The organism is Desulfovibrio sp. JY (assembly GCA_021730285.1).
GTDB lineage: Bacteria > Desulfobacterota > Desulfovibrionia > Desulfovibrionales > Desulfovibrionaceae > Solidesulfovibrio.
In genome coordinates this window covers 3,752,756-3,777,695 of sequence record CP082962.1, presented here as the reverse complement: position 1 = coordinate 3,777,695, position 24,940 = coordinate 3,752,756, and the positions used below count along the sequence as shown (strand labels likewise).

The 24,940-nt window shown below is 64.1% G+C and carries 23 protein-coding genes; 16 read left to right on the top strand and 7 right to left on the bottom strand.

Annotated elements, in window-relative coordinates; genetic code table 11:
- Nucleotides 1–8: 8 nt before the first annotated feature.
- A complete protein-coding gene (locus K9F62_16875; protein ID UJX40357.1) occupies nt 9–1,511 on the bottom strand; it encodes a GGDEF domain-containing protein in 1,503 nt (500 codons plus the stop codon).
- 128 nt (nt 1,512–1,639) lie between these two features.
- Between K9F62_16875 and K9F62_16870 the strand changes: the two genes are divergently transcribed.
- The 10 genes from K9F62_16870 (at nt 1,640) to K9F62_16825 (ending at nt 12,614) form a co-directional block, all read left to right on the top strand.
- The gene (locus K9F62_16870) at nt 1,640–3,304 is read left to right on the top strand and encodes a glycosyltransferase family 4 protein (protein ID UJX40356.1); all 1,665 of its coding nucleotides are present in this window, start codon (nt 1,640–1,642) and stop codon (nt 3,302–3,304) included.
- A complete protein-coding gene (rsmA, locus tag K9F62_16865; GenBank protein UJX40355.1) occupies nt 3,301–4,152 on the top strand; it encodes a 16S rRNA (adenine(1518)-N(6)/adenine(1519)-N(6))-dimethyltransferase RsmA in 852 nt (283 codons plus the stop codon). The genes K9F62_16870 and rsmA overlap by 4 nt, the downstream gene beginning before the upstream one ends.
- Before the next feature lie 187 nt (nt 4,153–4,339).
- Nucleotides 4,340–4,642 carry an HU family DNA-binding protein gene (locus K9F62_16860; GenBank protein ID UJX40354.1) on the top strand — a complete coding sequence of 101 codons (303 nt, stop codon included), beginning with the start codon at nt 4,340–4,342 and terminating at the stop codon, nt 4,640–4,642.
- 21 nt (nt 4,643–4,663) lie between these two features.
- Nucleotides 4,664–4,849, top strand: coding sequence for a hypothetical protein (locus tag K9F62_16855; GenBank protein UJX40353.1), 186 nt, complete (start codon nt 4,664–4,666; stop codon nt 4,847–4,849).
- A 150-nt stretch (nt 4,850–4,999) separates the two neighbouring features.
- Complete coding sequence (gene rpsU, locus K9F62_16850; protein ID UJX40352.1) at nt 5,000–5,200, top strand: 30S ribosomal protein S21; 201 nt, start codon at nt 5,000–5,002, stop codon at nt 5,198–5,200.
- The gene (locus K9F62_16845; protein UJX40351.1) at nt 5,200–5,646 is read left to right on the top strand and encodes a GatB/YqeY domain-containing protein; all 447 of its coding nucleotides are present in this window, start codon (nt 5,200–5,202) and stop codon (nt 5,644–5,646) included. Before rpsU ends, K9F62_16845 begins: the two co-directional genes overlap by 1 nt.
- 20 nt (nt 5,647–5,666) lie before the next feature.
- Nucleotides 5,667–8,012: a Smr/MutS family protein gene (locus tag K9F62_16840; GenBank protein ID UJX40350.1), complete on the top strand. Its 2,346-nt coding sequence runs from the start codon at nt 5,667–5,669 to the stop codon at nt 8,010–8,012.
- A 244-nt stretch (nt 8,013–8,256) separates the two neighbouring features.
- Entirely contained in the window at nt 8,257–9,981 is a 1,725-nt protein-coding gene (dnaG, locus tag K9F62_16835) for a DNA primase (protein UJX40349.1), read from the top strand.
- A complete protein-coding gene (rpoD, locus tag K9F62_16830) occupies nt 9,974–11,740 on the top strand; it encodes an RNA polymerase sigma factor RpoD (protein UJX40348.1) in 1,767 nt (588 codons plus the stop codon). Before dnaG ends, rpoD begins: the two co-directional genes overlap by 8 nt.
- A gap of 169 nt (nt 11,741–11,909) precedes the next feature.
- The gene (locus K9F62_16825; protein UJX40347.1) at nt 11,910–12,614 is read left to right on the top strand and encodes an amino acid racemase; all 705 of its coding nucleotides are present in this window, start codon (nt 11,910–11,912) and stop codon (nt 12,612–12,614) included.
- Nucleotides 12,615–12,702: 88 nt separating this feature from the next.
- On the opposite strand, the gene K9F62_16820 is transcribed toward K9F62_16825, so the two are convergent.
- The 3 genes from K9F62_16820 to K9F62_16810 are packed head-to-tail and all read right to left on the bottom strand — an operon-like array spanning nt 12,703 to nt 14,714.
- Nucleotides 12,703–12,969, bottom strand: a complete 267-nt coding sequence (locus K9F62_16820; protein ID UJX40346.1) for an amphi-Trp domain-containing protein — start codon at nt 12,967–12,969, stop codon at nt 12,703–12,705.
- A gap of 24 nt (nt 12,970–12,993) precedes the next feature.
- A complete protein-coding gene (locus tag K9F62_16815; protein UJX40345.1) occupies nt 12,994–13,914 on the bottom strand; it encodes a hypothetical protein in 921 nt (306 codons plus the stop codon).
- A complete protein-coding gene (locus tag K9F62_16810) occupies nt 13,911–14,714 on the bottom strand; it encodes a ParA family protein (GenBank protein ID UJX40344.1) in 804 nt (267 codons plus the stop codon). Before K9F62_16810 ends, K9F62_16815 begins: the two co-directional genes overlap by 4 nt.
- Nucleotides 14,715–14,907: 193 nt before the next feature.
- Between K9F62_16810 and K9F62_16805 the strand changes: the two genes are divergently transcribed.
- On the top strand, nt 14,908–16,137 hold the full coding sequence (locus K9F62_16805; GenBank protein UJX40343.1) for a radical SAM protein: 1,230 nt from the start codon (nt 14,908–14,910) through the stop codon (nt 16,135–16,137).
- A 148-nt stretch (nt 16,138–16,285) separates the two neighbouring features.
- Here the strand turns inward: K9F62_16805 and K9F62_16800 are convergent, their stop codons facing one another.
- Nucleotides 16,286–16,963 (bottom strand): class I SAM-dependent methyltransferase, encoded by a 678-nt coding sequence (locus K9F62_16800; GenBank protein ID UJX40342.1) that lies wholly within the window; start codon nt 16,961–16,963, stop codon nt 16,286–16,288.
- Nucleotides 16,964–17,232: 269 nt separating this feature from the next.
- The gene (locus tag K9F62_16795) at nt 17,233–19,701 is read right to left on the bottom strand and encodes a glycosyltransferase (GenBank protein UJX40341.1); all 2,469 of its coding nucleotides are present in this window, start codon (nt 19,699–19,701) and stop codon (nt 17,233–17,235) included.
- Nucleotides 19,702–19,876: 175 nt separating this feature from the next.
- On the opposite strand from K9F62_16795, the gene K9F62_16790 reads away from it, so the two are divergent.
- The 5 genes from K9F62_16790 (at nt 19,877) to K9F62_16770 (ending at nt 24,240) form a co-directional block, all read left to right on the top strand.
- Nucleotides 19,877–20,095, top strand: a complete 219-nt coding sequence (locus tag K9F62_16790; protein UJX40340.1) for a hypothetical protein — start codon at nt 19,877–19,879, stop codon at nt 20,093–20,095.
- Between the two features lie 215 nt (nt 20,096–20,310).
- On the top strand, nt 20,311–21,072 hold the full coding sequence (gene pstB / locus K9F62_16785; GenBank protein ID UJX40339.1) for a phosphate ABC transporter ATP-binding protein PstB: 762 nt from the start codon (nt 20,311–20,313) through the stop codon (nt 21,070–21,072).
- A gap of 91 nt (nt 21,073–21,163) precedes the next feature.
- Nucleotides 21,164–21,829 carry a phosphate signaling complex protein PhoU gene (gene phoU / locus K9F62_16780; GenBank protein UJX40338.1) on the top strand — a complete coding sequence of 222 codons (666 nt, stop codon included), beginning with the start codon at nt 21,164–21,166 and terminating at the stop codon, nt 21,827–21,829.
- Between the two features lie 28 nt (nt 21,830–21,857).
- Nucleotides 21,858–22,964 carry an HprK-related kinase B gene (locus tag K9F62_16775; protein ID UJX40337.1) on the top strand — a complete coding sequence of 369 codons (1,107 nt, stop codon included), beginning with the start codon at nt 21,858–21,860 and terminating at the stop codon, nt 22,962–22,964.
- 58 nt (nt 22,965–23,022) lie between these two features.
- The gene (locus tag K9F62_16770; protein UJX40336.1) at nt 23,023–24,240 is read left to right on the top strand and encodes a GAK system CofD-like protein; all 1,218 of its coding nucleotides are present in this window, start codon (nt 23,023–23,025) and stop codon (nt 24,238–24,240) included.
- Between the two features lie 18 nt (nt 24,241–24,258).
- On the opposite strand, the gene K9F62_16765 is transcribed toward K9F62_16770, so the two are convergent.
- A complete protein-coding gene (locus K9F62_16765) occupies nt 24,259–24,666 on the bottom strand; it encodes a bacteriohemerythrin (protein ID UJX40335.1) in 408 nt (135 codons plus the stop codon).
- Between the last annotated feature and the right edge of the window lie 274 nt (nt 24,667–24,940).

The window sequence follows — 24,940 nt, the reverse complement described above, 5'->3', positions numbered from 1 at the left end:
GTGGTCGTTTAACCGGCCTTGGCGGCCGAGGCGGCGACCGCCTCCGTTGTCAGGGAGACCGGCCCGAGCGCCGTGCAGACCTGGTTGCGGCCGAGTTTCTTGGCCTGGTACAGGGCCTTGTCCGCCTTTTCCAGCAGTTCCTTGCGCTTGGTCAGCGATCCGGGAACCATCGTGGCTACGCCGATGGAGACGGTGATGGAGAAATCCTGTCCATCGTGGTTGAAATGGGCTTCCTCGATGACCCCGCGCAGCCGTTCGGCCAGCACGCGCGAGGGTTCCTCGGCGGTCTGGGGCAGGATGACCGTGAATTCCTCACCGCCGTAGCGGGCGGTAAAATCCGTACTGCGCAGCGTATCCGAGAGAAGGCGTCCCACCTCGCGCAGCACATGGTCGCCCACAAGATGCCCGAATCGGTCGTTGATGGTCTTGAAATGGTCGATGTCGAGCATGAGCAAGCTCAAGGTGTGGTGGTAGCGCTGGTGCCGCCGCAATTCCTCCACGAGGCGTTCGTCAAAAGCCCGACGGTTGTGGATGCGGGTGAGCCCGTCATGATCGGCCCGGATTTTGACCTGGCTGAAAAGCGCGGCATTGCGCAGGGCCAGGGCCAGGTGGTTGATGGAGGCGTAAAGCGCCTGGACCTGGTCCTTGCCAAGGGCCTTGCCCTGGTCGCGGTAGAGAATCAGCGCGCCAAAGGTTTCGCCCCCGGCCCGAAGCGGCAGCCGGATGATTTCCTCCGGGGCTTGCGGAATGGCCAGCGGCTCCCGACCCGAGCCGCCTTCCAGGAACGTGGTCCGGTAACTCTGCATGGACTTGCCGGAGAGCTTGGCCCCGTGGCGCAGCAGTTCCTCGGTCCAGTGGCGTTCGGTCGCGTGGTCCATGTCCGGTTGCAAAAACAGTTCGGCGTCCATGCCCCCGGAGCTTCCCGGTTGCCACAGGATTCCCAAAAGCCCGCGCAGGGGCAACAGCAGCTCCAGGTCCTCGCGGGCGTTGTCCAGGATGACCGTGGGGTCGAGGGACTCCGAGGCGCGGGTGAGGATGCGGTTCAAAAAGAGCACCAGGTCGGTCTTGCGGGCAAGCAGTTCGCGTTCCAGCATGATCTCGCGGGTCATGCGGAAAATGTCGTCGTAGAGGCTTTTGACTTCCTTGGCCCGGAAGATGACGTCGCGGATTTTCTTGTCGGTCAGTGGCTCGGAGATGGCGGATAAAAAGCCGTCCTCCAGCAGTTCGTCGAAATCGGAAACGGATTGGGTGGCGGAGAGCACCAGCACCCGCTGGGGCACTTCCCAGTCCTCCAAACGGCGGCGGGCGGCGGCGGGCAGGGCGTCCCAGGCTTCCTTGACCACGAAGATGACCAGGGGGGCGGCCCGACCGAGATCGCGCTCGGCCGGATAGCGGCCCACCTGCCAGTTGCGCAGTGTGTAACCACTGCCGAGGGCGGCAGAAATTGCCGACTCGAAGGCATCCGTGAGGCCAATGCCCCACACCTGTTCCGGGCGCATGCCGCGCGTCATAACCGGCCTCCTTTGGTCCTGGGACCGCCTGGAGTGCGGATTCCCGTCTTGCCTCTTGCAATATGAAGGCCAAAGATGTCTTGCCCCCGTCGATTGACAAGACGGCCCGGGTGTGGCTCCGTCCCCCCATGTCCGCGCCACGCCTTTTCGCAACCCTCGATCCTTTCGTGGAATCCGGCGCCGTCATGGGCCGCAAGGTGGCCAATGCCGGTTTTCTGGATGCCTTGCTGCGGGTCGATCCTTTCGACGGTTACCATTTTTTCATGCCCTCGCCCCGGGAACGCGACCTGCACGAGCGGCTGCTCGCGGTGCGCTACCCGGAGGCGTTCGCGCGCGGCAAATTCAAGGTTTTGACGCGTCGCGACCTGCCGACCGCCATTGCCGCGACCCCGTACACCGTATTCCACCTCTCGGACTGCATCACCTCCCAGCCGCGTCTGGCCGCCCTGCGAAACGCCACGGCCCAAAACATCTTTCCCATCACCGGCACCACCCATTCCTTAAGTTATGCCGCCTATGGCCGGGAGTTTCTGGCCCATCTGTGGCCCGGCGCCACCCGCCGCGACGCCATCGTGGCCACATCCAAGGCCGGCCGGGATGTGGTGAAGCGCATCTTCGGCAGCCTGCGCCAAGGCTACGGCCTGTCGCCGGAAACCCATCCCGGGCCGGAGGTGGCGCGCATCCCGCTTGGCGTGGACCCCGGCGACTGGCAACCCCTCGCGGACGCCGACCGTCTCGAGGCCCGGGCAGGCCACGGGATTGCCGCCGGCGCGGTGGTCATGCTCGTCTTTGGGCGGCTGTCCCACAGCTCCAAGATGGATCTGCTGCCCCTTTTTCGGGCCGTGCAGCGGCTTTTGGCCCAAGGGGCCGACCCCGGGGCGCTGTGCCTGGTGGCGGCGGGCTGGACCGACGATGATGCCGGGCCTTTTTTGCAGGTGCTGGAGAATCTGGCCGCCAACATCAACTTGCCCTTTGTCCTGATCAAGCGGCCGACCGAGCCGCAAAAACGCGAGATTTTCGCCCTGGCCGACATCTTCGTCTCCCTGGCCGACAATCCCCAGGAGACCTTCGGCCTCACCCTTTTGGAGGCCATGGCCGCCGGCCTCCCCGTACTCGCCTCGGAGTACGACGGTTATCGCGACATCGTGCGCTCCGGCCGCACCGGGTATCTGGTTCCGACCATGGGCCTGCCGGACACGCGGCAGCGCGACGTTCTGGCCCCGCTTTGCTACGACAACCACACCCATCTGTATCTGGCCCAGGGACTGGCCGTGGATGTGCCCAGCCTGGCCGGCGTCCTGGGCAGGCTGACGGCCGACGTGGCCCTGCGCCGGGAAATGGGCGAGGCCGGGCGTGAACGGGTGTGCCGGGAATTTTCCTTGGAAACGGTGATCGAGCGCCACCTGGCCCTGTGGGAACGCCTGGCCGCGTCGCCTGTCCCCGACCGCGAGGCGCTGCGGGCCTTGCGCCATCCGCAGACCCTGGCCTATGGCGAGGTGTTCGCCGGCTATCCCACCGGGGTCCTGTCCGACGCCGTGCGGCTCACCTGGAGCCGGGCCGGCCGGGCCGTCTACCGGGGGCAGGATTTCCCGGTCCTCTATGCGGGCATGGCCGGGGACATCTCCCTTGCCGCCATTCGCACGCTGCTTTTCCTGTCGCGCGCCGGCTGCCCGGGGCTGACCCTGGCCGCCCGGCTGGCCGCGGCCGAACCGGAGCTCGACGCGGCCGCCGCCCGCTACCATGTCGTCTGGGCGCTCAAACAGGATCTTTTGGAACGCCAGGAGACGGTATGAGTCACAAGTCCTTTTCATCCGCGACCGAAACGCCCATGGCGGACGGGGCAGGGGAGTCCTTCGCCCGGGCCAAGCGGAGCCTGGGCCAGAATTTTTTAAATGACCCCAACACGGCGGCCAAGATCGTGGCCGCCTGCGGCATTGCCGCCGGGGACACCGTCATCGAGATCGGCCCCGGCCGGGGGGCGCTGACCGGGCTGGTCGCCGCCGCCGGGCCAAGGTCCTTCCTGGCCCTGGAAAAGGACCGGGACCTGGCCGCGCATCTCGCCCGGACCTATCCTTCGCTCGCCGTGGCCATAACCGACGCGCTGCGCCAGGACTGGAGCCGGCTCGACCTGCTTTCCGGGGACGTGCGGATTCTCGGCAACCTGCCCTACAACATCGCCTCGCCGCTGCTGTGGGACCTGTGCGCCGGGGCGACCCGGTTCGCCCGGGCGGTGTTCATGGTGCAGCACGAGGTGGCGCTGCGGCTTTGCGCCGCGCCGGGCGGCCGGGCGTACGGCGCGCTGACCGCCTGGATCGCCAGCCATGTGCGGGCCACGTACTGTTTCAAGGTGCCGCCCACGGTGTTTCGGCCCCGCCCCAAGGTCGATTCGGCCGTGGTGGCCATGATACCGTTGCCGCTTGCGGACCGACCGGGCGAGCCCCAGGCGCTGTCAAAACTGCTCAAGTTCCTTTTCTCCAAGCGTCGCAAGCAGTTGGGAGGAATTTTGAAGCCCTGGCGCGATGCGGCGCTGGACGATTGGCTGGCCGGGCAGGGCATCCGCTTGACGGACCGGCCGGAAACGCTGGCCCCGAAACAGCTCGCCGGACTGGCCGAAATGCTGAAACTGCGCTTGGCCTCTTGACTTTGGGCCGCAAATCGATTTTCTTTTGCCCACTCGTCCCGCATGCGGGCGAGGTTTCGGCTATGTGCGACGGAGCCGGACCGGCCTTCCTCGTCACGGGGAGGCGAGCGAGAGGGTGGCCGGTTTTCCATTGTTATCGTCACATGGCGACGGGTGAAAACGGGAGCACGACGCCGCCTGCTGGCAGATGGCGTATCAACCGAGGAGGAGAGGACAGATGACCAAGGCTGACCTGGTAGGAAAAATTGCCGAGAAGACCGGCCTGACCAAGGCGAATGCAGAACGCGCCCTGAACGCTTTTATCGAGGCCGTGGAGGCCACGCTGGTCGGCGAGGGGAAAATCACCCTGACCGGTTTCGGCACCTTTATGGTGGACGAGCGCAAGGCCCGCACCGGACGCAACCCGCGCACCGGCGCCGAGATCAACATTCCGGCGTCGAAGGTTGTCAAGTTTCGGCCCGGGAAACTGCTCAAGGACGCCATCCAATAAAACCCTCCCTGGAGAATTTTCATGCTGCACGGCGAAACCATTCACAGCCCCCTGCCGCAGGACCTGCCCTGGTGGCAGCCCGATCACTTCGTTTTTTTCAGCGTGTTGTATCTGGTGCTTTTCATCATTGCCTCCGGCATGGGCTATTGTGTGATCAAGGCCATCCTTGACACCAAAAAGGCCGCTGCCCACGGGCCGCAACACTAGATCCACGCACACGCCCGGCTTTCGCCAGTCCGCCCGGCTTCGGCAGGGCGGACTTTTTCGATTCCGGAAGGAAACCCTTGACGGCGAGGGGCTTCCGGGTTAACTATCTGTGTTTGCCGTAAGGGATTTCCCAAAGAGGGGGTGAGGTCCGTGCCCGGAGTGTATCTTGACGAATCCGACAACTTCGATGTGGCTCTTCGCCGCTTCAAGAAGCAGGTCGAGAAATCCGGGATTCTCTCGGAGCTGAAAAAGCGCCAGCACTTTGAGAAACCCAGTGTCATGCGCAAGAAGAAAAAGGCTGCCGCTCGTAAGCGCCTGCTCAAGAAAATGCGCAAAATCAACATGATGTAATGAATCTTACAGCCCGAATCGAATCCGACTATCTGGCCGCCATGCGGGCCAGGAACGAGCTCGTCGTCAGTGTGCTGCGCATGCTCAAGGCTGCCGCCAAGCTGCGGCAGGTGGAGCTTTTGCGCCCTCTTACCGACGACGAGCTTCTCGATGTCCTGGCCAAGCAGGCCAAGCAGCGCCGTGAGTCCATCGAACAGTTCGCCAAGGCGAATAGGGCTGACCTGGTCGAAAAAGAGGAGCGGGAGTTGGAGGTGCTTGTCGCCTACCTGCCCGCTCCTTTGACCGACGCCGAGCTTGGCGACGCCGTTGCCGCCGCCGTGGCCGAACTGGATGCCCACGGCATGAAGGACATGGGCCGGGTGGTGCAGGCGGTGCTCGCCGCTCACAAGGGGCGGGTCGACGGTAAACGGGTCAGCGGGGCCGTCAAGGCGCGCCTGGCTTCCTGACAACGCTTCCTTTTTTTCTTATGGAATCCAGAACTCTTTCGTTGCTGGAGTTTCCTAAGGTTTTGGAACGGCTGGCCGCTTTGGCCGTTTCCGAACCGGCGGCGGCTGCCTGCCGGGAAATTTCCCCCATTGGCGATCCCAAGGTCCTGGCCGACGAACAGCGCAAGCTGGCCGAGGCCGTGGAGTTGCGTCGCGACGCCGCATTCACCTTCACGCCCTTTCCCGACATCGAGGCGATTTTCCCCATCCTCGAAAGCGAACGCCGCGCCCTGGAGCTCGACGCCCTGGTCGCCCTTGGCCATGTGCTGGGCCAGGTGGCCGCCCTGCGCGAGGCCCTCGGCAAGGGCGAACCCGGGAGTTCGCTGTTGCGCGATGTCGTGGCCGGCACGCCCTGGGCGCAAAAGACCCAGGCCGCCCTGGCCCGCTGTCTGGCCCCGGATGGAAGCCTGCGCGACGAATCCTCGCCCGAGCTTTTTTCCGTACGCCAGGAAATTCGCGCCATCCATCAGACCATCATGACCCGGGTCAAGGAGTTCGTGGGCGAAAAGGAGATGGTGCCTTTTTTGCAGGACGATTACGTCACCATCTCCTCGGACCGCTATGTCCTGCCGCTCAAGGCCAACTTCAAGGGCCGCGTCCAGGGCATCATCCACGACTATTCCCAGACCGGCGAAACCGTTTATATCGAGCCGTTTTTTCTGGTCGAGACCAACAACCGCCTCCAGGAGCTCAAAAACGAGGAGCGCGAGGCCGAAGCCCGCGTCATGGCCTTTCTGACCGGCCTGGCCCGGGACGAGCGGCGCGAGGTGGCCGCCGCCTACCGCCTGCTCGTGGCCTGCGACGTCCTGTGGGCCAAGGCCGCCCTGGCCGACCGCCTCGGCGGAACGCTGCCCGAAGTGGGGCAGGGCCGCCCCGTGCATCTGCTGGCCGCCCGCCATCCGTTGCTGGTCCTGGCCGATGGGGACGGGGCCAGGACGCGGGTCATGCCCCAGGATTTGGTTCTGGGCGAGGACCAGCGGGGACTTATCGTCACCGGGGCCAACGCCGGCGGCAAGACCGTGTGCCTCAAGACCCTGGGCGTGCTGGCCGTCATGGCCCTTTCCGCGCTGCCCATTTCGGCCGGGGAGGGCAGCCGGCTGCCGTATTTCCACAAGGTGTTCGTTTTTCTCGGCGACGAGCAGAGCCTGGAAGACCATCTTTCCACCTTCACGGCCCAGATACGCCACCTCTCCCGCGTCTGGCCGGATATCGACGCGGACACCCTTGTGCTCCTTGACGAATTCGGCGCGGGCACGGACCCCTCCCAAGGCGCGGCCCTGGCCCAGTCCGTGGTCGACGGTCTGCTCGACAAGGGGGCCTATCTGGCCGCGGCCACGCACTTTCCGGCGCTCAAGGCCTACGGCCTGTCCCGGCCCGGCGTGCGCGCCGCCTGCATGCTTTTCGACCCGGCCACCAAGAAGCCTGTCTACCGCCTGGCCTACGATCAGGTCGGCGCGTCCATCGCCCTGGACGTGGCCCGGGAGCACGGGCTGCCCGAGGAAATCCTGGAGCGGGCCAGCCGGTATCTTTTATTGGATGGCAGCGACGCCGGGCAGGTGTTCGATCGGCTCAACGACCTGGCCCTGCGGCGTGAGCGGGAACTCGAGGCCATCGCGGCCAATCGGCGCGAGGAAGAAGGGCGGGTGGCAAAGCTCAAGGAGAACTTGAAGAAAGCCCAGGAGACCCTGGTCGAGGAGATTCGCGACCTCTCCCGCGAGATTGCCCGCCGCCACGAGGCCGGCCGCATCGGACGCAAGGAAGCGCAGAAGGCCCTTGCCGATGCGAGAAAAAGACTTATTGAACAAGGTAATGCCATAACCGGCCGGCAGGAGCCCGAAGAGGCCCCGGCCAAGGCTCTCGATCTGGCCGCCCTTGCGCCCGGAGATTTCGTGCGCATTATCAGTTGGGACAAGACGGCCGTGGTTCGGGAAAAGGATATGCGTCGCCAGGCGGCCAAGGTCGATGTGGGCGGCGTGAGCCTGTGGGTGCCGGTTGCGGATATGGCCCTTGCCGCTGCCCCGGCCGCCAAACCGGGCGGCGTGACGGTCGCCAGCGCTCCGCGCGGCACGACGGCGGCTTCCGGGCTGGGACTCGTGCTCGATCTTCGCGGTATGCGCGCCGACGCGGCCGAAAGCGAACTGGCCACGTTTCTCGACGCGGCGCTTTTGCGGGGACACGGTGAGCTCGAGATCATCCACGGCAAGGGCACCGGAGCCCTGCGTCGCGAAGTGCACAGGTTACTTACGGAACATCCCCAGGTCGCGTCGTTCGCCCTGGCCCCCGAGGACCGCGGCGGCGACGGCATGACCATGGTGATTTTGAAATAGGCAGGGAGAGAGCCTCCGGCGGCCAGGGGGAAACTTTTTGAAAAAAGTTTCCCCCTGGACCCCTTTCAAAAACTTTTTCCCGGGGGCGAGTGTCTCCTGCGGTATGAAAGGCGTCGCACACGAAGGTCTCAATGAGCAAACTTTCGTCCCCCCTTGTACTCCCGGTAAAAGTTTTTTCGGGAAGGGGGCGCGGGGGAAACCCCTTTTTTTTAAAAAAGGGGTTTCCCCCGCACGCGTCTCGCCCGTGAAACACGACGCAAGCGTGGTGGCCGCAGTCAAGGCCAGGGCCAACATTGCCGAGGTTGTCGGACGCTATGTGACGTTGCGCCCGGTGGGCGGCCGGCTGGTCGGGGCGTGTCCGTTCCACCAGGAGACCAAGGGCTCGTTTAACGTGCACCCGGACAAGGGCTTTTTCCATTGTTTCGGCTGCCAGGCCTCGGGCGACGTCATTGATTTTTACTGCCGCATAAACGGCCTGGAGTTCCGCGAGGGACTGGAGCGGCTGGCGGCGGAAGTGGGCGTGGACATCGGCCGGGTCAAAAACGACCCGCGCGCGGCCAAGCGCAAGCAGGAACGCGACACCTGCCTGGCCATGCACGAGCTGGCCGATCGCTACTTCCGGCATACGCTTTCGCGCCCCGAGGGCGCACCCGCCCGGGAATACCTGGACAAACGGCAGGTGAGTCCGGAGATGATCGAGCGCTTCGCCCTGGGCGTGAGCCCGGCGGGGTGGCAGGGCCTTTGCGACGTGCTGCGCCGGCGTGGCTTTTCCGAGGATGCGGGCGTGCTGGCCGGGCTTTTGAGCATGGGCAAAAACGGTCGCGTCTGGGACCGGTTTCGCGACAGGCTCATGTTTCCCATCCGCGACGGCGGCGGGCGGGTGATCGCTTTTGGCGGGCGCATCATGGGGGATGGCGATCCCAAATATTTAAACAGCGCCGAAACGCCGATCTACACCAAGGGACAGCATCTTTACGGATTGTTCGAAGCCCGGCCGCATATGGCCAAGTCGCGGCGGGCGCTTTTGACCGAGGGTTACCTGGACGTCATCACCCTGCACCAGTTCGGCTACGGCGAGGCCTGCGGGGTGCTCGGCACGGCGCTGACCCCGGAGCAGACCAAGCGGCTCTCCGGGTTCGCCTCGCAAGTGGACCTTGTTTTCGATGGCGACCCGCCGGGGCGCAAGGCGGCGCTTCGCGCGGCCCAGATGTTTTTGACCCTTGGCGGTGCCTGCCGGGTGGTGCCGCTGCCCGACGGCGAGGACGTGGACAGTCTGCTCCACGCCAGGGGCCGTGACGGATTCGAGGAGTGGCTGGCCCGGGCCGAGGACGGGTTGACGTTTTGCTTGCGCGTGGTGCGCGACACCTACGCGCCCAAGGATATGGCCGCCTGGGCGGTTGAATTTTTAACGGGCCTTGGCGACGAGGCGCTGCGGGCGGTTTTCATCCCCCGGGTGTCCGCGGGGCTGGGGCTGGCCGAAATCGAGTTGCGCCGGTTCCTGGGCGAGGCCGTCTCCCGGCCCAGGCGTCAGCCTGGCCTAATGGCGGTCAAGCGGCGGCAGGCGTTGGAGATGTCCCCGCGCGACGCCCAGATGCTGTCGTTTGCCGTGCGCCGTCCCGATTATCTGGAGACGCTGTCGGGCCAGGGCATGGCCGAGGCGCTGTCCACGGACGCGGCCCGGGATTTTTTCGCCAGATTGCTCGGGGGCGGCCCCGACGAGTTGGCCACGCGTCTGGACACGGCCCAGACGGCGTTTTGGACCAATGCGCAGTTGGAGCCGGCTATGACTGACGAGGAGGCTGCGTCATTTTACCAGGATATTTGCGTTTTTCTCCACGAGTGCAGGGAAGGCGACCGGCGGCGCGCCATGATGGACGACCTGCGTCGGGCGCAGGAACAGGGCGCGCACGCGGAAGTCTTGCGGCTTTTAGGGGAACTACAGGCCCTTTCCGGGAGGGGAGATGAGTAATCTCAAGGAAATCCAGCAGATCAAGAGCCTTATCGTCAAAGGCAAACAGAAAGGCTTTCTCACCTTTGAAGAAGTCAACAAGGCTCTGCCGTCCGAGGTCATCAATCCCGAGCAGCTCGAAGAGGTCATCGCCATCTTCGATCAGCTCGACATCAACCTCGTGGACACTGACAAGGACGGGCATAAGGTCGAGGCGTCCAGCGCCGAGCCGGATGATGCGCCTGACGCCGATCTGGAGCTGACCGAAAGCGAGGACACCCTCGATTATTCCTCGCGCAGCACCGACCCCGTGCGCATGTATTTGCGCGAGATGGGGGCCGTGCCGCTGCTCGACCGCGAGGGCGAGGTGGTCATCGCCAAAAAGATCGAAAACGGCGAGATGGACGTGCTCTACGCCCTGGTCGAAGTGCCGGTGGCCGTGGAAGAGCTTATCCAGGTGGGCGAGGACCTCAAAATCGGCCGCATCAAGCTGAAAGACGTGGTCAAGACCATCGAGGAGGACGATCCGTCCGAGGACGAGATGAACCAGCGCCAACGGGTCATCTTCCTGCTCGACGAGGTCAAGGCGTCCTTTCGCAAGAAGCGCAAGATCTACAGCAAGCTCGATCAATGCGCCTGTCTGGATCGCCGCGTGGCCGGCATCCAGAAGGAGATCATGGTCTTCAAGGAAGAGATCGTGGTGCGGCTGCGCGACATCAAGCTCGAAAAGACGCTTATCGACCGCATCATCGAGATCGTCGGGGACTATGTGCGGCAGATGCACAACTGCCAGCGCGACCTGTCGGCCTACATCCTGTCGGTCGGCAAGTCCCAATCGGAAATCCAGGAGCTTTTCGCCCAGCTCGACGCCCGGGAGGTCAACCCGGTGGTCGCGGCCGAATCGCTCGGGCTCACGGTCGAAGAGCTTTTTTCCTTCAAGGAAATGCTCACGGCCAAGATGGAGATTCTCGATCGGTTGCAGGATAAGTGCTGCCACCATGTCCACGACCTGGAAGAAGTGCTGTGGCGCATCAAGCGAGGCAACACCGCGGCCCAGCGGGCCAAGCAGGAGCTGATCCGGGCCAACCTGCGCCTGGTCGTGTCCATCGCCAAGAAGTACACCAACCGCGGCCTGCAATTCCTCGACCTTATCCAGGAAGGCAACATCGGCCTTATGAAGGCCGTGGACAAGTTCGAGTACCAGCGCGGCTACAAGTTCTCGACCTACGCCACCTGGTGGATTCGGCAGGCGATTACCCGGGCCATCGCCGATCAGGCCCGCACCATCCGCATCCCGGTGCACATGATCGAGACCATAAACAAGCTTATTCGCACCTCGCGCTACCTTGTCCAGGAGCTGGGCCGCGATCCGACCCCGGAGGAGATCGCCGAGCGCATGGACTATCCGTTGGATAAGGTCAAGAAGGTGCTCAAGATCGCCAAGGAGCCGATTTCCCTGGAGACGCCCATCGGCGACGAAGAGGATTCGAGCCTGGGCGATTTCATCGAGGACAAAAAGGCCCTGGCTCCGGCCGAGGAAGTGGTCAACACCAAGCTTGGCGAGCAGATTGGCAAGGTGCTTTCCGACCTGACCCCGCGTGAGGAGCAGGTGCTCAGAAAACGCTTCGGGCTCGGCGAGAAGTCCGACCACACCCTCGAGGAAGTGGGCAAGCTTTTCAACGTCACCCGCGAGCGCATCCGCCAAATCGAGGCCAAGGCCCTGCGCAAACTGCGCCACCCGGTGCGCAGCCAGCATCTGCGGTCCTACTACGAAGGCTAAGGCTTCATTCGTTACGCACTGTCGGGCAGGTTCCTCGGAGCCTGCCCTTTTTTTGTGCGATAGGCGGGGGAAAAACCTGCCTTGAAGGCTGGGTGAGGGAAATATTGACACGAACGGGGCGCTGGAGAAAAATAATCGGGCATTTTCGAGAAGCAAGAAGGGGAAGTACATGAAGACCATCGGGCTCATTGGCGGCACGAGCTGGCTGTCCACAGTCGACTATTACCGCTTCATCAACGAGGAGACGGCCCGCCGCCTGGGTGGGCTGCATTCGGCCAAGCTCGTTTTGGCCAGCATCGATTTCGCCGAGCTGGCGGCGGTGATGCAGGCCGGCGACTGGGACGCCGCCGGGGACATCCTGGGCCGGGCGGCGGAGAGCCTGCATCGCGCCGGGGTTGACGGCATCATGCTGTGCTCGAACCTCATCCACAAGGTTCACGATGCCGTCGCCGCCCGCGTTCCCGAGCCGTTTTTGCATATCGGGGACGCCCTGGCCGCCGCGATCACGGCCGGCGGCTATTCCGTCGCGGCCTTGCTCGGCACGCGGCCGATCATGGAGGAGGGGTTCTACCGGGAACGCATCGAGGCGAAGTCCGGGGCGCGCCTCATCGTGCCCGACGAGAAGGATCGCGCCTATATCGACACTGCCATTTTCGAGCGGATGTGCCGTAATCAATTTACCGACGAGGATCGGGCCGAGCACAACCGCATCATCGGAGAGCTTGGCCGGCGCGGGGCCCAATGCGTCATCCTCGGCTGCACCGAGCTTCCCGTGCTGTTGTCCGCATCGTCCCTGCCGCTTTTAAGCAGCAGCCTCGTACACAGTCTCTACGCCGTCAATTGGGCCCTGGACGGGGAGGGACGCCAGGCCTGAGCCACCGCGTACCGGTGTCCGGGACACGAAAGACGGCCGGAGGTCGCTCCCCGGCCGTCTTTCGTGTCCCCTCGTTCCCGCCAAAGGCCTATTCGTCGACGGTGTCCGCGAATCCCTCGATTTCCTTGTGCTTCTTCCAGGAAATCTCCAGGGAGAACTTCTCCTTGTCCTTTTTCTGGGAAGCCTTCATCTCCACATTGACCAGCACTGAGGGAGAAAGCGTCAGGCTTTCATCCCCGGCGGCCAGGGTGACCTTGCCGCACTGCATGTCCGCGACCAGCTTTTCCAGGTTGGCGATGACCTCGGAAAGCTGCATCACCCCTTCGATCTTGATTTTGTTTTTTTCTTTTTCCATGACGCGCTCCTTTGGCTTGCGTTGCTAGCCGATAATCTCGAATTCGACGCTTTTGCCCCGTTTGAGCAGAATCGAACCGTCGCGTTTGATCACGAACAGCAGAAGCGGGCGCAAGGCTTCCATTTCCAGGGAAAGATCCGGAAGAGCGCGCCCGAAAAACAGGCCGTTGTCGTAGATGCGCAGGCTGTGGCGGTTTTGCCCGATGGTGCGCAGCCGCACGGACACGGCCGGGACCGGGCCGCGCTTGTCGCCCGGTTTGCGTCCGGCCGCAGCCGGCTGCTCCAGGGGATTGACGAGCAGTTGGAGAACATGGCTGAAATAGAAAAGTTTTTCGACCGGCAGGGCGGAGGTGTCCGGGTCCGCTTCCACATCGGTCAAGAGAGCGCCGGCCGGGGCCAATCCTTCGAGCACCCCGCGCAAAAAGACTTCGGCCGGGTGTGGATGCGGCGCCTCGGCCGGAGCCGAAGGGCATAATGATTCGGGCGAAACGGCTTTGGGAGCCGGTTCGATGACCGGCGTACTTTGGGGAATCGGCTGGACCGCCTCGCGTGTCGGCACCGTCTCGACGAGCGGTTCCGGCGTGGGCGCTTCCGGCACATCCCCGGCCGTGGCGGCGGCCAGTGGTTCGACCACCGGCGTACTCTGCGGGATAGGCTGGATGGGCTCGGCTGCCGGTGCGGGGCTGGCAACGGTTTCCGGCATCAGCGCATCGGTCTGGGCCTTGGGTTCGACCACCGGCGCGCTTTGCGGGATGGGCTGGATAGGCTCGGCTGCCGGTACGGTCTGTTGAACTGCGGCCCCGGCCTTGGTCGGCCTGGGCGTGGTGGATTTCTTAGGCGCGGCCTTTTTCGTCGCGGTTTTCGTCGCTTTCTTGGCCGTTTTTTTGGTCTCGGGTTGGGATACGCCGCTTAAAGGGTCGCGGCCGAGTCTTGAGCGGGCGGTCATTTTGCACCTCGTTTCGCCGTCCTGGCCGGTTCGCCCGTGCGTCGGGCGAGTTCCCGACAGACGGCGGCAAAATCCCGGGCGCCGGCGCTGGTTGGCGCGTAGCGGAAGATATCCTGGCCGTGGCTTGGCGCTTCGGCCAGGGACACGTTTTCACGAATGGGCGTCTCGAAGGGTATATCCGGAAAATGTCCGGCCACGGCGCGCCTGACCTCGCGGTGCAGGCGTTTGCGCGCCGTAAATCGGTTGAGCACGATGCCGAGCACCGACGGGCCGGATGTTTCGGCCGACGCCAGTTCGGACAGGGTGCCCATGAGCCAGGCCAGGCTTTGCATGGACAGGTAATCGGGCGTCATGGGCACGATCACCCGCGTGGCCGCGCCGAGTACCTGCCGGGTGAGCGGCCCCAGGTGGGGCGGGCAGTCGAAAAGGACGACGTCGCTGTCGGACAGGTCCGCCATGGCCGCGGCCAGAAGGCTATCCGGCGCTTCGCGCCTGGAAAGTTCGGACTCTACAGTAGCCAGCCGGGCGGCGGCCGGCAGCACGCGCAGGCCCTCGGCTTCGATCAGGCACCGGGAGACCGGGACGTCGCTCTCGAGCACGGCGGCCAGCCCTCCGTCCCCGGGATCGCCCAGCCCAAGGGATGCGGTCAGGTGGGCCTGGGGATCGGCGTCCACCACAACAACGCGCCAACCCGCGCGACAAAGCCCGGCCGCCAGATTCACGGCGCAGGTCGTCTTGCCCACGCCGCCCTTATGGTTGCAGCAGGCGATGCGCAACGCGCCGGGTTCCAGTGCGTCCATCCATCAAACATGCCCATGTTGTGTTACGATTTGAAGACAGCGGTCGGGAATGTAACGCGTTTTCCTGGCGATCCCCTGTCGTCGGATCGTAACCCTTCCGTAAAGCGGGCGGACCGGACCACCGGGTATGAAGCCATGCCGCCGGTTGTTGCAGTACGCTAGCCGTGCCCGACCGGTCGACAAAAGGAGCATCATGCCCATACTGCGCGTTTTGCGATGGCGGGGAAGGCCGCGACAGGTCGTCATGCAGATCACGAACCGGTGCAACGCACGCTGCGCCCAATGCGGCATGCGCGTGACGGCCGGCGGCGAACGCGGCGACATGGACCCGGATACGGCCAAGCGCATCATCGACCGTTGCGCCGCCCTGGACGTGGCCGCCTTGTCTTTTACCGGCGGCGAACCCTTTCTGACCGGATCGACGCTTTTTGACCTGCTCGACTACGCCGGCCGGGCCGGCATCACCTATCTGCGCACCGGCACCAACGGCTACCAGTTCGGCAGTCCCGACGCGCCCGGGTTCATCGACCGGGTCACGCGCTTGGCCGAGAATCTTGCCGGAACCCCGGTGCGCAATTTCTGGATCAGCCTTGACTCCGCCGATCCCGCCACCCACGAAGCCAACCGGGGCCATGCCGGCATGGTGGAAGGGGTTGCCAAGGCGCTCCCCATCTTCCACGCCCATGGCCTGTTTCCCACGGCCAATGTGGCGCTCAACCGCTTCATGGGCGGCCCGCAACCCTTAAGCGGCGAAGGCGAGGCGCTCTACCGCGCCGCCTGCACCCAGATCGGCCGATTTTTCGAAAAAGCCGCCGCCCTTGGCTTCACCATGGCCAATTGCTGCTACCCCATGAGCGATACGGATCGGGAAAAGGGAGCTCAGGCCGTGTATGCGGCCACGGCCTCCGATGCGCGGGTGACCTTTTCCAACACCGAAAAGTACGAGCTTTTCCGGGCGCTGCGCGACACTGTGCCGCGCCACCGGAGCGACTTGCGGATTTTCACGCCACTTTGCGCGGTCCACGCCCTGGTCCGGCAATACGCCCAACCATCCGAACCGCCCCGTCCCTGCCTCGGCGGGGTGAGCTTTTTCTACGTGGACCGGCATGGCGACTGTTTCCCCTGCGGCTACCGGGCCGGGGAGAACATGGGGCCGTTCTGGAAGCTTTCCGAGGCAACTCTCGACGGTAAGCCCCATTGCCAAGCCTGCGATTGGGAATGCTTCCGCGACCCGAGCGAACTGCTCGGACCGCTCGGCGACCTGACGACCATGCCCTCCGGCTGGCTGCGACTCCTTACGGCCGACCACCGCCAGCTCCTGCTCTGGCTCAAGGACCTGCGCTACTTCGCCGCTTGCGGTCAGTTTGATGGGAGAAGAGAGTGGAAGAAGAGGAAAGAGCATGCGAGAGGGGAAACCCTTTAAAAAGGGTTCTCCCCTCTCGCGCTCTCCCCTTCCTAAAGTATATAACGGGGCAGGGCCGGCGCAGGGCACAACCCATTTTTATGAAAAGTCTTTGGAAAGGGGGGCCCGGGGGGAGAACCTTTCTTCAGAAAGGTTTCACCCCGGCACTCTATTTCAAGGTTTTCTCTTCCTCTCCCTTTTGCAATATCAAACGCAGGACGCCGTGTGGGGGGATGGGGGCGGAGGGGTCGAGGGGCTGTTTGTGGAGGATGGAGGTGGACACGTTTTCGCTGAAGGGGAAGCGTGAGGCGTCGAGGACGCGCCATTTGCCCGAAAAGTGCGCGGCCAAGTCCCAGCCGACCAGGGTCGGTTCGCAGGGCTTGGGCGCGGGGCTGATCTCGCAGGCGATCAAAATGTGGCCGCCCGGGCGCACGACGCGCGCCATCTCGGCTGTGGCTTGGGCCAGATCGTCCACATGGTCCAGGGAATTGATCGAGGTCACCACGTCGAACGAGGCGTCGGGAAAGGCGATGTGCTCCACGAAATCCGGCGTGTATTCCATTTCTTGCGGCGCTCGTTCGAGAAATCCGTAAGCCTCGGCCAGGGGATCGAGCCCGACGCGTTGGGCGGCGTTATCCGCCCATTCCAGAGACCCGCAGGGGCCGCAGCCGATATCGAGCAGGCGCTTGCCGTCGTAGAAAGCCTTTTCCAGGCCGAAAAGCGTGGTGAAAAGCGCTTCGTAATGCGCGTTCGGCAAAAATCCTTTTTCCGCCAGCTCCTTTTTCCAGAACATGTATTCGTGGATGTACTTGGCGATGGGATTTTTGTAGGCGCCTTGTCGCGTCATGTCCGCAGTGCTCCTTGGGGGCCTATCGGCCCTGGCGGGCCGGCCGGTTGTCGTTTCCGGTTCCTGGCTGTTGTTGGAAAAGCCGGCTGATGTCGCGAAGATAAGCGTGCCCTGCCACAGGGTCAACGACGTCTCGTGGTCGAAGGGCAAGGCAGCGTCCCCTGTTGTTCGTTCTGCCTGGCGGGGCGGTGGGGGACGGCAAAAAAAGCGCGCCAAAGTCGCTGGCAGACGACTTGGCGCGCGATGCGTGAGGCGTGTCTGGGAAGAAGCTAGGCCGCGAAAACCATGCGCTGGGGCTTTTCGGGTTTGACGGCGGGTTCTTCCATGATGGTCGGCGTGCTGTCCGTGTACATGTCCCAATAGGCTTCGAAGGCCTTTTCGATGGTGCGCTCCTCGGCATAGCTCCGGCCGGCCCGGCCCATGGCCCGCATGAGTTCCTGGTCGGCCAGCATGCCCTCGATGGCGGCCAGGAGCGCCGCGACATCCCCGGCCGGCACCACCACCCCGGTTTCGCCGGGCAGAATGTTTTCCATAGGGCCGCCCTGGTTGGTGACGATGATCGGCAGGCCCGAGGCTTGCGCCTCCAGCACCACATTGCCGAAGGTGTCGGTGGCGCTCGGGAAGACGAACAGGTCGCAGGTGGCGAACAGGGCGGAAAGCTCTTCGCCCTCGCGGTAGCCGGTAAACGTGGTCGGCGTGCCGGCAAGGGCTTCGCGCAGGTCGTCGAGGTAGGGGCCGTCGCCGACCACGGTCAGGGTGGCGTCCGGGTGCTTGACGCACAGTTCCGTAAACGCCTGGGCCAGCAGATGCAGGTCCTTTTCCCGGGAAACCCGGCCGGCGTAGAGCAGGCGCACCCCGTCGCCCATGTTGTATTTCGCGGCCACCTCCCGGGAGCGCTTGCCGGGATGGAAGCGGGAGACGTCGACCCCGCGCGGGAACAGCCGCAGCTTGGCCGGATCGAGCCCCTTTTCCTCAAGCTCGCGGCCGGTGTCGCGGGAGGGGATGTAAACCAGGTCCATCTGGTTGTAATACCAGATGATGAACTTCCAGGTCAGGTCTTCCATGGCCTCGTCGCCGGTCAGGATCTGGGCGTACTGGGGCAGGGCCGTGTGGTAGGTGCCGTAGATGGGCAGGCGCAACGTCTTGGCGATGCACAGCGCGGCCAGGCCGATGGGGCCGGGCGTGGCCGAATGGATGCGGGTGAACCCCCCGGCGTAGACGTAGTGGAGCATTTCCAGAAGCGGCGGATAAAAGAGCTTCTGGTCCGGATATTCCTCGAACTGATAGACGCCGATGGGCTTGAAGTTTTGTACCCCCGGCTCGAACACCCGCTGGCCGTGGTCGCAGGTGACGATGGAAAGCCCCTTGCCGGTGCGGATGGCCAGTTCCGCCTGCTGGCGCAATGTACCGGAAACGCCGTTTATTTCATGGAAGGTGTCGGTGAAGTGGGCCACTTTGATGTCGTGCCCATGGCCGTTTTGACCGGTCAGGGCCTTGCGCGCCTCGCTGCTGAATTGGCGCTCCTTGGTGAAGATGGAATAGGCCACGAAGTAGGGGGCGAGCATGGTGTAAAGGGCTCCGGCCGAACCCAGGGTGCCGAAGATGTCGAACACGTTGGCCCCGCTGACATGGTCGAGCAGGGTGCGGGCGAAATGCGAGGCCACCCGGTTGGTGGCCCGGTTGACGAAGGAGAACCAGCCGGTTTCCAGATTTTCGCCGTTTAAGACGCCCGCCTGGGCGAATTCCATGAGCATGGGGTCGGCGCGGATAAGCGATTCGGTTTCGGCGCGGATGAGGTCCTTAAGCGGCGTGTTGGCGCGCGGGCGGCGGCGGGTCAGCGTGCGGACGAGGCGCGTGCGCAGCTTGAAGGCCAGCCCGGCGCTGCCCTGGTGTTCCGGCTCCAGGAAGCGGTCGATGACCTTGAGCGTCACGTCCTTGTCCAGGAAGCGGTCGATGCTGAAGCGGTGTTTGTAGAATTGGTAGGCGATGCTGTAGAGGGTGCGGGCCATGGTGCGCGGGGTGGAAGAGACGCCGAGCGCCCGGGAGGCGCCGTTTTCCATGCCGGAGAGAAACTCCTGGAGATTGCCCGCCCCTTCCACCTGGGTGTGGGTGCAGGCGATATACAGCGCGCTGTGGTCGTCGGAGCCGCCGATGAGGTTCTTGCGCCAGGGCTGTTCGTAGCCGGGATCGATCTTGTATCTTTCCGCCAGCCGCCAGATGGTCTCTTCACCGAGGGAGGGAATGATCTCGCGCAGGCAATCGTTTTGCCAGGCGTCGCGCGCGCCGTTGATTTCGAAATTACGAAACAGCAGCAGCATTTTCTCGAAATTGGGCACCGTGATCCGGTCGTTGACCCCGAAAAGCGGGTGGGCCACGGCGTGGTGGAGTTTTTCCTGGCGCAGGTAATCGACCAGATCGTAGATGTTTTCCCGGATCCGCTGCAACTCGCGGTGGATGGCTTCGTTGATGTCGTAGACCAGCACGTGAACCTTGCACCGATCCTCGGGGAAATACGAGGTCACCTCTTCGCTGATGAAGGTGTCCGGCAGATGAGCGATGGAAAGCGCCCCTTCAATACGGTTGTGGTCGGAGATGGTGACCAGCCCCATGCCCTTGCGCTTGGCTTCCTCGTAGATGCGCATCGGCTCGGTGAAGCTCTCGGGGCAGTTGAGCTTTTGCAGCACCCATTGGGAGGGCCTGGTGGAATACTTGGAGTGCACGTGCATATCGATTTTCATGGTCTCTCCTTCGGCGAAGGGCTAGGCGGTGCAAGGATGGGCCTGGCGTCGGACGGCTTGTGGGCCTTCTATCCCCGCCCCTGTTGCGGTCGGATTGCGTTTGGCCACACTTTTGTTGACGCAACTGGCGGTATTGTCACGCAAACGTCGCTTGTTTCCGCTGCGGCGGCCAAGCATGTTACGGGGCATGGTTGCCAAACCGTCTGTGCCTTCGGCCGGACAGCCGGAGGACCCCGGTCAAGCCGGACTCTTGCGCCAGGGCAGGGACGTGCTGCGCGCCCTGGGCGAGCGGCGGCTGGCTCGCGAGTTTTGCCGCCGGGCCGGCAGCGCGCCGGATCGTGAAGCCCTCATTGCGGCGTTTCTGGACTGCATCGTCAGACGCCGGGACCGATAAGCGCCGGACATCTCGGCAACGCGCCAGAGTTTCCACCGCGCCGCGGTGGCGTCATTTTCGGGATTTGCAGGCTTTCAAAGTGGTTACATCTGGTCGAACGTGATTTGTCACGGGTTCGCCACGTCTTCATGGCGCGATCGTCATGGGGGTTTGCCACAGCAACGGCCAGCAAGACGGCAGAATTGCCGCCGCTTGCGTCAGGCAAAGAAGGCGATATGAAACACGACCTCAAGATGGCCGCCGTCAACCTCGATTTCTACTACGGAAAATTCAAGGCCCTGGATGGCATCAACCTCGAAATCCCGGGAAACCGGGTCACGGCGCTGATCGGCCCGTCCGGGTGCGGCAAGTCCACGTTCCTGCGCTGTCTCAACCGCATGAACGACCTGATTCCGGGGGCGCGCACCACGGGCGACGTGCTCCTCGACGGGGTCAAGATCAACACGCCCCAGCTCGATGTGGTGGAGCTGCGGCGCAAGGTGGGCATGGTCTTTCAAAAACCCAACCCCTTCCCGAAAAGCGTCTTTGAAAACGTGGCCTACGGCCTGCGGGTGGGGGGCGTGCGCGACAAGGACTACATCTCCAGCCGGGTGGAAAAGAGCCTGATCGCGGCCGGGCTTTTCGACGAGGTGAAGGACCGGCTGCACGATTCGGCCCTGGGCCTTTCCGGCGGCCAGCAGCAGCGACTGTGCATCGCCCGCACCGTGGCCCTGGAGCCGGAAGTGGTGCTCATGGACGAACCGGCCTCGGCCCTCGACCCCATCGCCACGCAGAAGATCGAGGAGCTTATTGCCGTCCTCAAGCGCAGTTATACCATCGTCATCGTCACCCATAGCATGCAGCAGGCGGCCCGCGTCTCGGACCAGACCGCCTTTTTCTTCATGGGGCGGCTGGTGGAGACCGGTCCCACCGAGGACGTCTTCACAAGGCCCGCCAGCCAGCAGACCGAGGATTACGTGACCGGCCGCTTTGGCTAGTGTCATGTTCGCCAAATGTGCGTAGATGTGTTTCGATCGCAACACCAAAAAAGACGCAACGACGAGCCCGAAACCGGGCGCGGGAGACACCATGGAAACCAGAGCACATTTTCACGCCGAATTGGATGCCCTCAAGGGACGCGTCATCGCGCTGTTCGAACTGGTCGAGGCGTCGCGACGGGGGGCCATGGATGCCGCGTTGCGCCACGACACGGGCGTGGCCCGCCAGGTCATCGACGGCGACCGGGAAATCAACCAGGCGACCTGCGACATCGACGAGGCCTGCCTGCACATGCTGGCCCTGGAGCAGCCGGTGGCCCTGGACCTGCGCCGCATTGTCGGCTACGCCCGGGCGGTCATCAATCTGGAGCGGCTGGCCGACGAGGCCGTGGTGGTGGCCGAAGGAGCGCTGACGGGCGCCGGCCTTCCCGGGGACTGCGACACGGCCCTGGAGGCGCTGGCTAACCATGCCGCCCACATGTTTCGGCTGGCGACCAAGGCCTTTGTCGATGACAATATCGACGACGCCCTGGAAGTCTGCCATATTGAGGAGAAAGGCCGGGAACTGGTCATCACGGCCATGCGCACCATCACCGAAGCGCTTTCCGAGTGCCACGCCGCGCCCGAGGCTTCGGTGCGCGCCATCCTGGCCGCCCGTTGCTTCGAGCGGATGTGCGGCTATGCCGCCAACCTCGCGGAGACGGTCGTTTTCATTCTCAAGGGGGCCACGCTGAGCCAGCAGTGCCAGCCCCGCTAACGCTCGATCGCGGGCCTTTGGAGAACGCATGGGGGCCAGTGGAGTCACCTGCCGCGGCATTGTCGCGGCCTATCAGCGGGACATGATGCCGACCCTCGCGCTCGGTTTGCGTCTTGCCGACACGCGTGTCGCGGTGCGCTCGAATTCCGGCGAGCTCATGGACGCCCTGACCGCCCATTACCAGGATTTTCTCGACGAGGCCGGCAATCCCGACATCGTGGTCACGGCCCTGGACGGCGGCCCGGTGCCGAGCGTCCTGCCTTTCGCCTCGCGGGAAGGGCAGGGCGAGGAGGCCAAGGAAGAATACGTCGACCTGCCGGACGGCCGCGTGGTGCGCAAGCGCCGCACGGGCTTGTGGCTGGTGTTCGGCCCGGGCGGACACTACGTGCTCGGCCCCTGCCGGCAAAACGTCGACCAGGTCGTCAATGCCGTCAACGCCCGTTGCGGGGACCGGGAACTGCGCGCCGGAGCCTTGCTCTTCCACGCCGCCGGCGTGTGCCTGGGCGGGGCGGGGATTACCCTGTCCGGTTTCGCCGGGGCCGGGAAATCCACGCTGGCCCTGGAAATCATGCGTCACGGCGCTTCGTTCGTCTCCAACGACCGGGTGCTTATTGGCCCCGGCGCCGACGGCCTGACCATGACCGGCATCGCCCGCATGCCCCGCATCAATCCGGGGACGCTGCTCCATAACGAAGCCTTGGCCCCGGTTTTGACCGAAGCGGAGCGGGCGGCCTACGCCGGGCTTTCCCCTGACGCGTTGTGGCGCGTCGAGCACAAATACGACGTGCGCATCCGCGACTGTTTCGGCCCCGGCCGGTTTCGGCTTCGGGCCGGGCTTCGGGCGCTGGTGGTCCTCGGTTGGCGGCGCGGCGGCGGCGACATGCGCGCGCGTTGGACGGACGTCGACGCCTCCCCGGAGCTGCTGCCGGCCTTCATGAAGGATGTGGGCGTGTTTTTCGAGGAGGGGCCGCGTCCCGCCACGCAAGACGCCTATCGCGTCCTGCTGGGAGCCTGCCCGGTGCTGGTCATCGGCGGCGGTGTGGATTTTAAGCGGGCCGCCGCCTTGTGCCTGGACGTGCTGGGGCCGCCCGCCGTCCCGGCCTCCGGGCCGGCTGCCGCACCCTGTTGTGTCTGAAGGTTTGCCGCGCCCGCCCTACGACGTCATCAATCCGTTCCCCATTCGGGACAGAGGAATGCCTGTGGCTGACTCGAAATCCTTTCCGCGCGTGAACATCTCCCGTTCCGTCAATCTGCCCGACCTGTCCAAGGCGGCGCTCTACCGCCGCGCCCCGGAACTGGGACCCAAGATACTCTTTTTCAGCGGCGGCACGGCGCTGCGGCATTTAAGCGAAACGCTCATCGAATACACCTCCAATTCCATCCACCTGATCACGCCCTTCGACTCCGGCGGCTCCTCGGCCGTGCTGCGCAAGGCCTTCCACATGCCGGCCGTGGGCGACCTGCGAAACCGCATCATGGCCCTGGCCGACCGTTCCATCACCGGCAACCCGGCCGTGTTCGAGCTTTTCGCCTACCGCCTGCCCAAGGATGCCTCCCAGGAAGAGCTGGCGGCGCGGCTCGGCAAGATGCTCACCGGCGACGATCCGCTCGTGCGCCACATTCCCGATCCCATGCGCAAGATCATCCGCACGCATCTGCGCTTTTTCGAGCAGAAACGGACCGATGCCTTCGACCTGCGCGGCGCCAGCATCGGCAACTGCATCCTGACCGGCGGCTATTTCAACTACAACCGCATGCTCGACCCGGTCATCTACCTGTTCATGAAGCTGGTCGAGGCGCGCGGCGTGGTGCGGCCCATCGTCAACTGCGACCTGCATCTGGCCTGCCAGCTGGAAAACGGCCGCGTGCTCCTGGGCCAGCACCTCATGACCGGCAAGGAAACCGCGCCCATCGATGCGCCCATCGCGCGGCAATGGCTGGTGGCGAACCTGCATGACCCCACGCCGGCCACGGTGCGCATCCGGGAAAAAACCGAAGTCCTCATCCGTCAGGCCGACGTGATCTGCTACCCGTACGGCAGCTTCTATTCGAGCCTGCTCGCCAACCTGCTCCCCCAGGGCGTGGGGGATGCCGTGGCCGCCACCCACTGCCCCAAGGTCTACATCCCCAACCTCGGCCACGACCCGGAACAGCGCGGCATGACCGTGGCCGGGCAGGTGGAGCGGCTTTTGGAAACGCTTCGCGCCGGCTGCACCAAGTCCTGCCGGAGCGAGGACCTGTTGCGGTTCGTGCTGGTGGATAGCAAAAAAGGCCGTTACGAAAATCCGCTGGACCTCGCCGCCATCCGCAAGCTCGGCGTCGAGGTGGTGGATGTGGCCATGGCCCGGGAGGACGAACCGGGCAAGGCCGACAGCCGTCGGGTGTGCGAATTGCTGCTGTCCTTGGCCTGAGGGGAGAAGAAGGCCGTTTTATTCGGACGCTGCCCGGGTGCGTGCGAAGGCGGCCAGATCCCTGTCCTCGGTGGCGATGTGGTGAAGAAACCAGTCCAGCAGGAAGGCCAGGATGTCGTCGAGCATCTGGTCCGTTACCATGCCGAATTCCTTTTCGATTTCAAAAAAGACGACATGATTGGCGAACAGCTCGTGATTTTCCCGATGGCGGTCTATGCCAGGATAGCCGATACGCAGCATCAGCTCGGTTTCCAGTGCGAAATGACTGTTTAAATAGTCGTGCAAAAATCGTAACGTCTCGGCGGCGAGTTGCGCGTTCCCGCCTCCCCGCTTGGCGGCCAGCTCATTGATCAACCGGATGATTTCCTGGTGTTGCGCGTCGATTTTTTCGAGTCCGACGGCCAGGGCCGGGTCCCATGCGATCATGTGGTGCTCCGTGTGGTGGACTGGCGGTATGTTGTCGGCCCGCCCGATGGCGAAATCCCCATAGCTTAGTGTTGTCGCCGGGGAAGCGCTCCAAGTCAAGATCCTCGTTCCCATGACGTTTTTGACACGGCAAGACCGTTTCGTTTTGCGCCGGCGCCCTGTATCCTGGAGCGCCCGGCGCGATTGTTTTTCCCGGCCGACCATGTCGCCGTGGAAGGGGATTGGCGTATTGTTTCCGCGGCTGCCTCGCCGCTATCCTGACCTCCCTGGAGTC

Excerpts from the sequence above, each read along its gene's own strand:
- K9F62_16870 (UJX40356.1), top strand. The coding sequence starts at position 1,640 with ATGTCCGCGCCACGCCTTTTCGCAACCCTCGATCCTTTCGTGGAATCC.
- K9F62_16775 (UJX40337.1), top strand. The coding sequence starts at position 21,858 with ATGGGGGCCAGTGGAGTCACCTGCCGCGGCATTGTCGCGGCCTATCAG.
- K9F62_16875 (UJX40357.1), bottom strand. The coding sequence starts at position 1,511 with ATGACGCGCGGCATGCGCCCGGAACAGGTGTGGGGCATTGGCCTCACG.
- K9F62_16770 (UJX40336.1), top strand. The coding sequence starts at position 23,023 with ATGCCTGTGGCTGACTCGAAATCCTTTCCGCGCGTGAACATCTCCCGT.
- K9F62_16845 (UJX40351.1), top strand. The coding sequence starts at position 5,200 with ATGAATCTTACAGCCCGAATCGAATCCGACTATCTGGCCGCCATGCGG.
- K9F62_16790 (UJX40340.1), top strand. The coding sequence starts at position 19,877 with ATGTTACGGGGCATGGTTGCCAAACCGTCTGTGCCTTCGGCCGGACAG.
- K9F62_16820 (UJX40346.1), bottom strand. The coding sequence starts at position 12,969 with ATGGAAAAAGAAAAAAACAAAATCAAGATCGAAGGGGTGATGCAGCTT.
- K9F62_16765 (UJX40335.1), bottom strand. The coding sequence starts at position 24,666 with ATGATCGCATGGGACCCGGCCCTGGCCGTCGGACTCGAAAAAATCGAC.
- phoU (UJX40338.1), top strand. The coding sequence starts at position 21,164 with ATGGAAACCAGAGCACATTTTCACGCCGAATTGGATGCCCTCAAGGGA.
- K9F62_16810 (UJX40344.1), bottom strand. The coding sequence starts at position 14,714 with ATGGACGCACTGGAACCCGGCGCGTTGCGCATCGCCTGCTGCAACCAT.
- K9F62_16855 (UJX40353.1), top strand. The coding sequence starts at position 4,664 with ATGCTGCACGGCGAAACCATTCACAGCCCCCTGCCGCAGGACCTGCCC.
- K9F62_16805 (UJX40343.1), top strand. The coding sequence starts at position 14,908 with ATGCCCATACTGCGCGTTTTGCGATGGCGGGGAAGGCCGCGACAGGTC.
- K9F62_16825 (UJX40347.1), top strand. The coding sequence starts at position 11,910 with ATGAAGACCATCGGGCTCATTGGCGGCACGAGCTGGCTGTCCACAGTC.
- K9F62_16840 (UJX40350.1), top strand. The coding sequence starts at position 5,667 with ATGGAATCCAGAACTCTTTCGTTGCTGGAGTTTCCTAAGGTTTTGGAA.
- K9F62_16800 (UJX40342.1), bottom strand. The coding sequence starts at position 16,963 with ATGACGCGACAAGGCGCCTACAAAAATCCCATCGCCAAGTACATCCAC.
- rpoD (UJX40348.1), top strand. The coding sequence starts at position 9,974 with ATGAGTAATCTCAAGGAAATCCAGCAGATCAAGAGCCTTATCGTCAAA.
- K9F62_16860 (UJX40354.1), top strand. The coding sequence starts at position 4,340 with ATGGCGTATCAACCGAGGAGGAGAGGACAGATGACCAAGGCTGACCTG.
- K9F62_16815 (UJX40345.1), bottom strand. The coding sequence starts at position 13,914 with ATGACCGCCCGCTCAAGACTCGGCCGCGACCCTTTAAGCGGCGTATCC.
- K9F62_16795 (UJX40341.1), bottom strand. The coding sequence starts at position 19,701 with ATGAAAATCGATATGCACGTGCACTCCAAGTATTCCACCAGGCCCTCC.
- rsmA (UJX40355.1), top strand. The coding sequence starts at position 3,301 with ATGAGTCACAAGTCCTTTTCATCCGCGACCGAAACGCCCATGGCGGAC.
- pstB (UJX40339.1), top strand. The coding sequence starts at position 20,311 with ATGAAACACGACCTCAAGATGGCCGCCGTCAACCTCGATTTCTACTAC.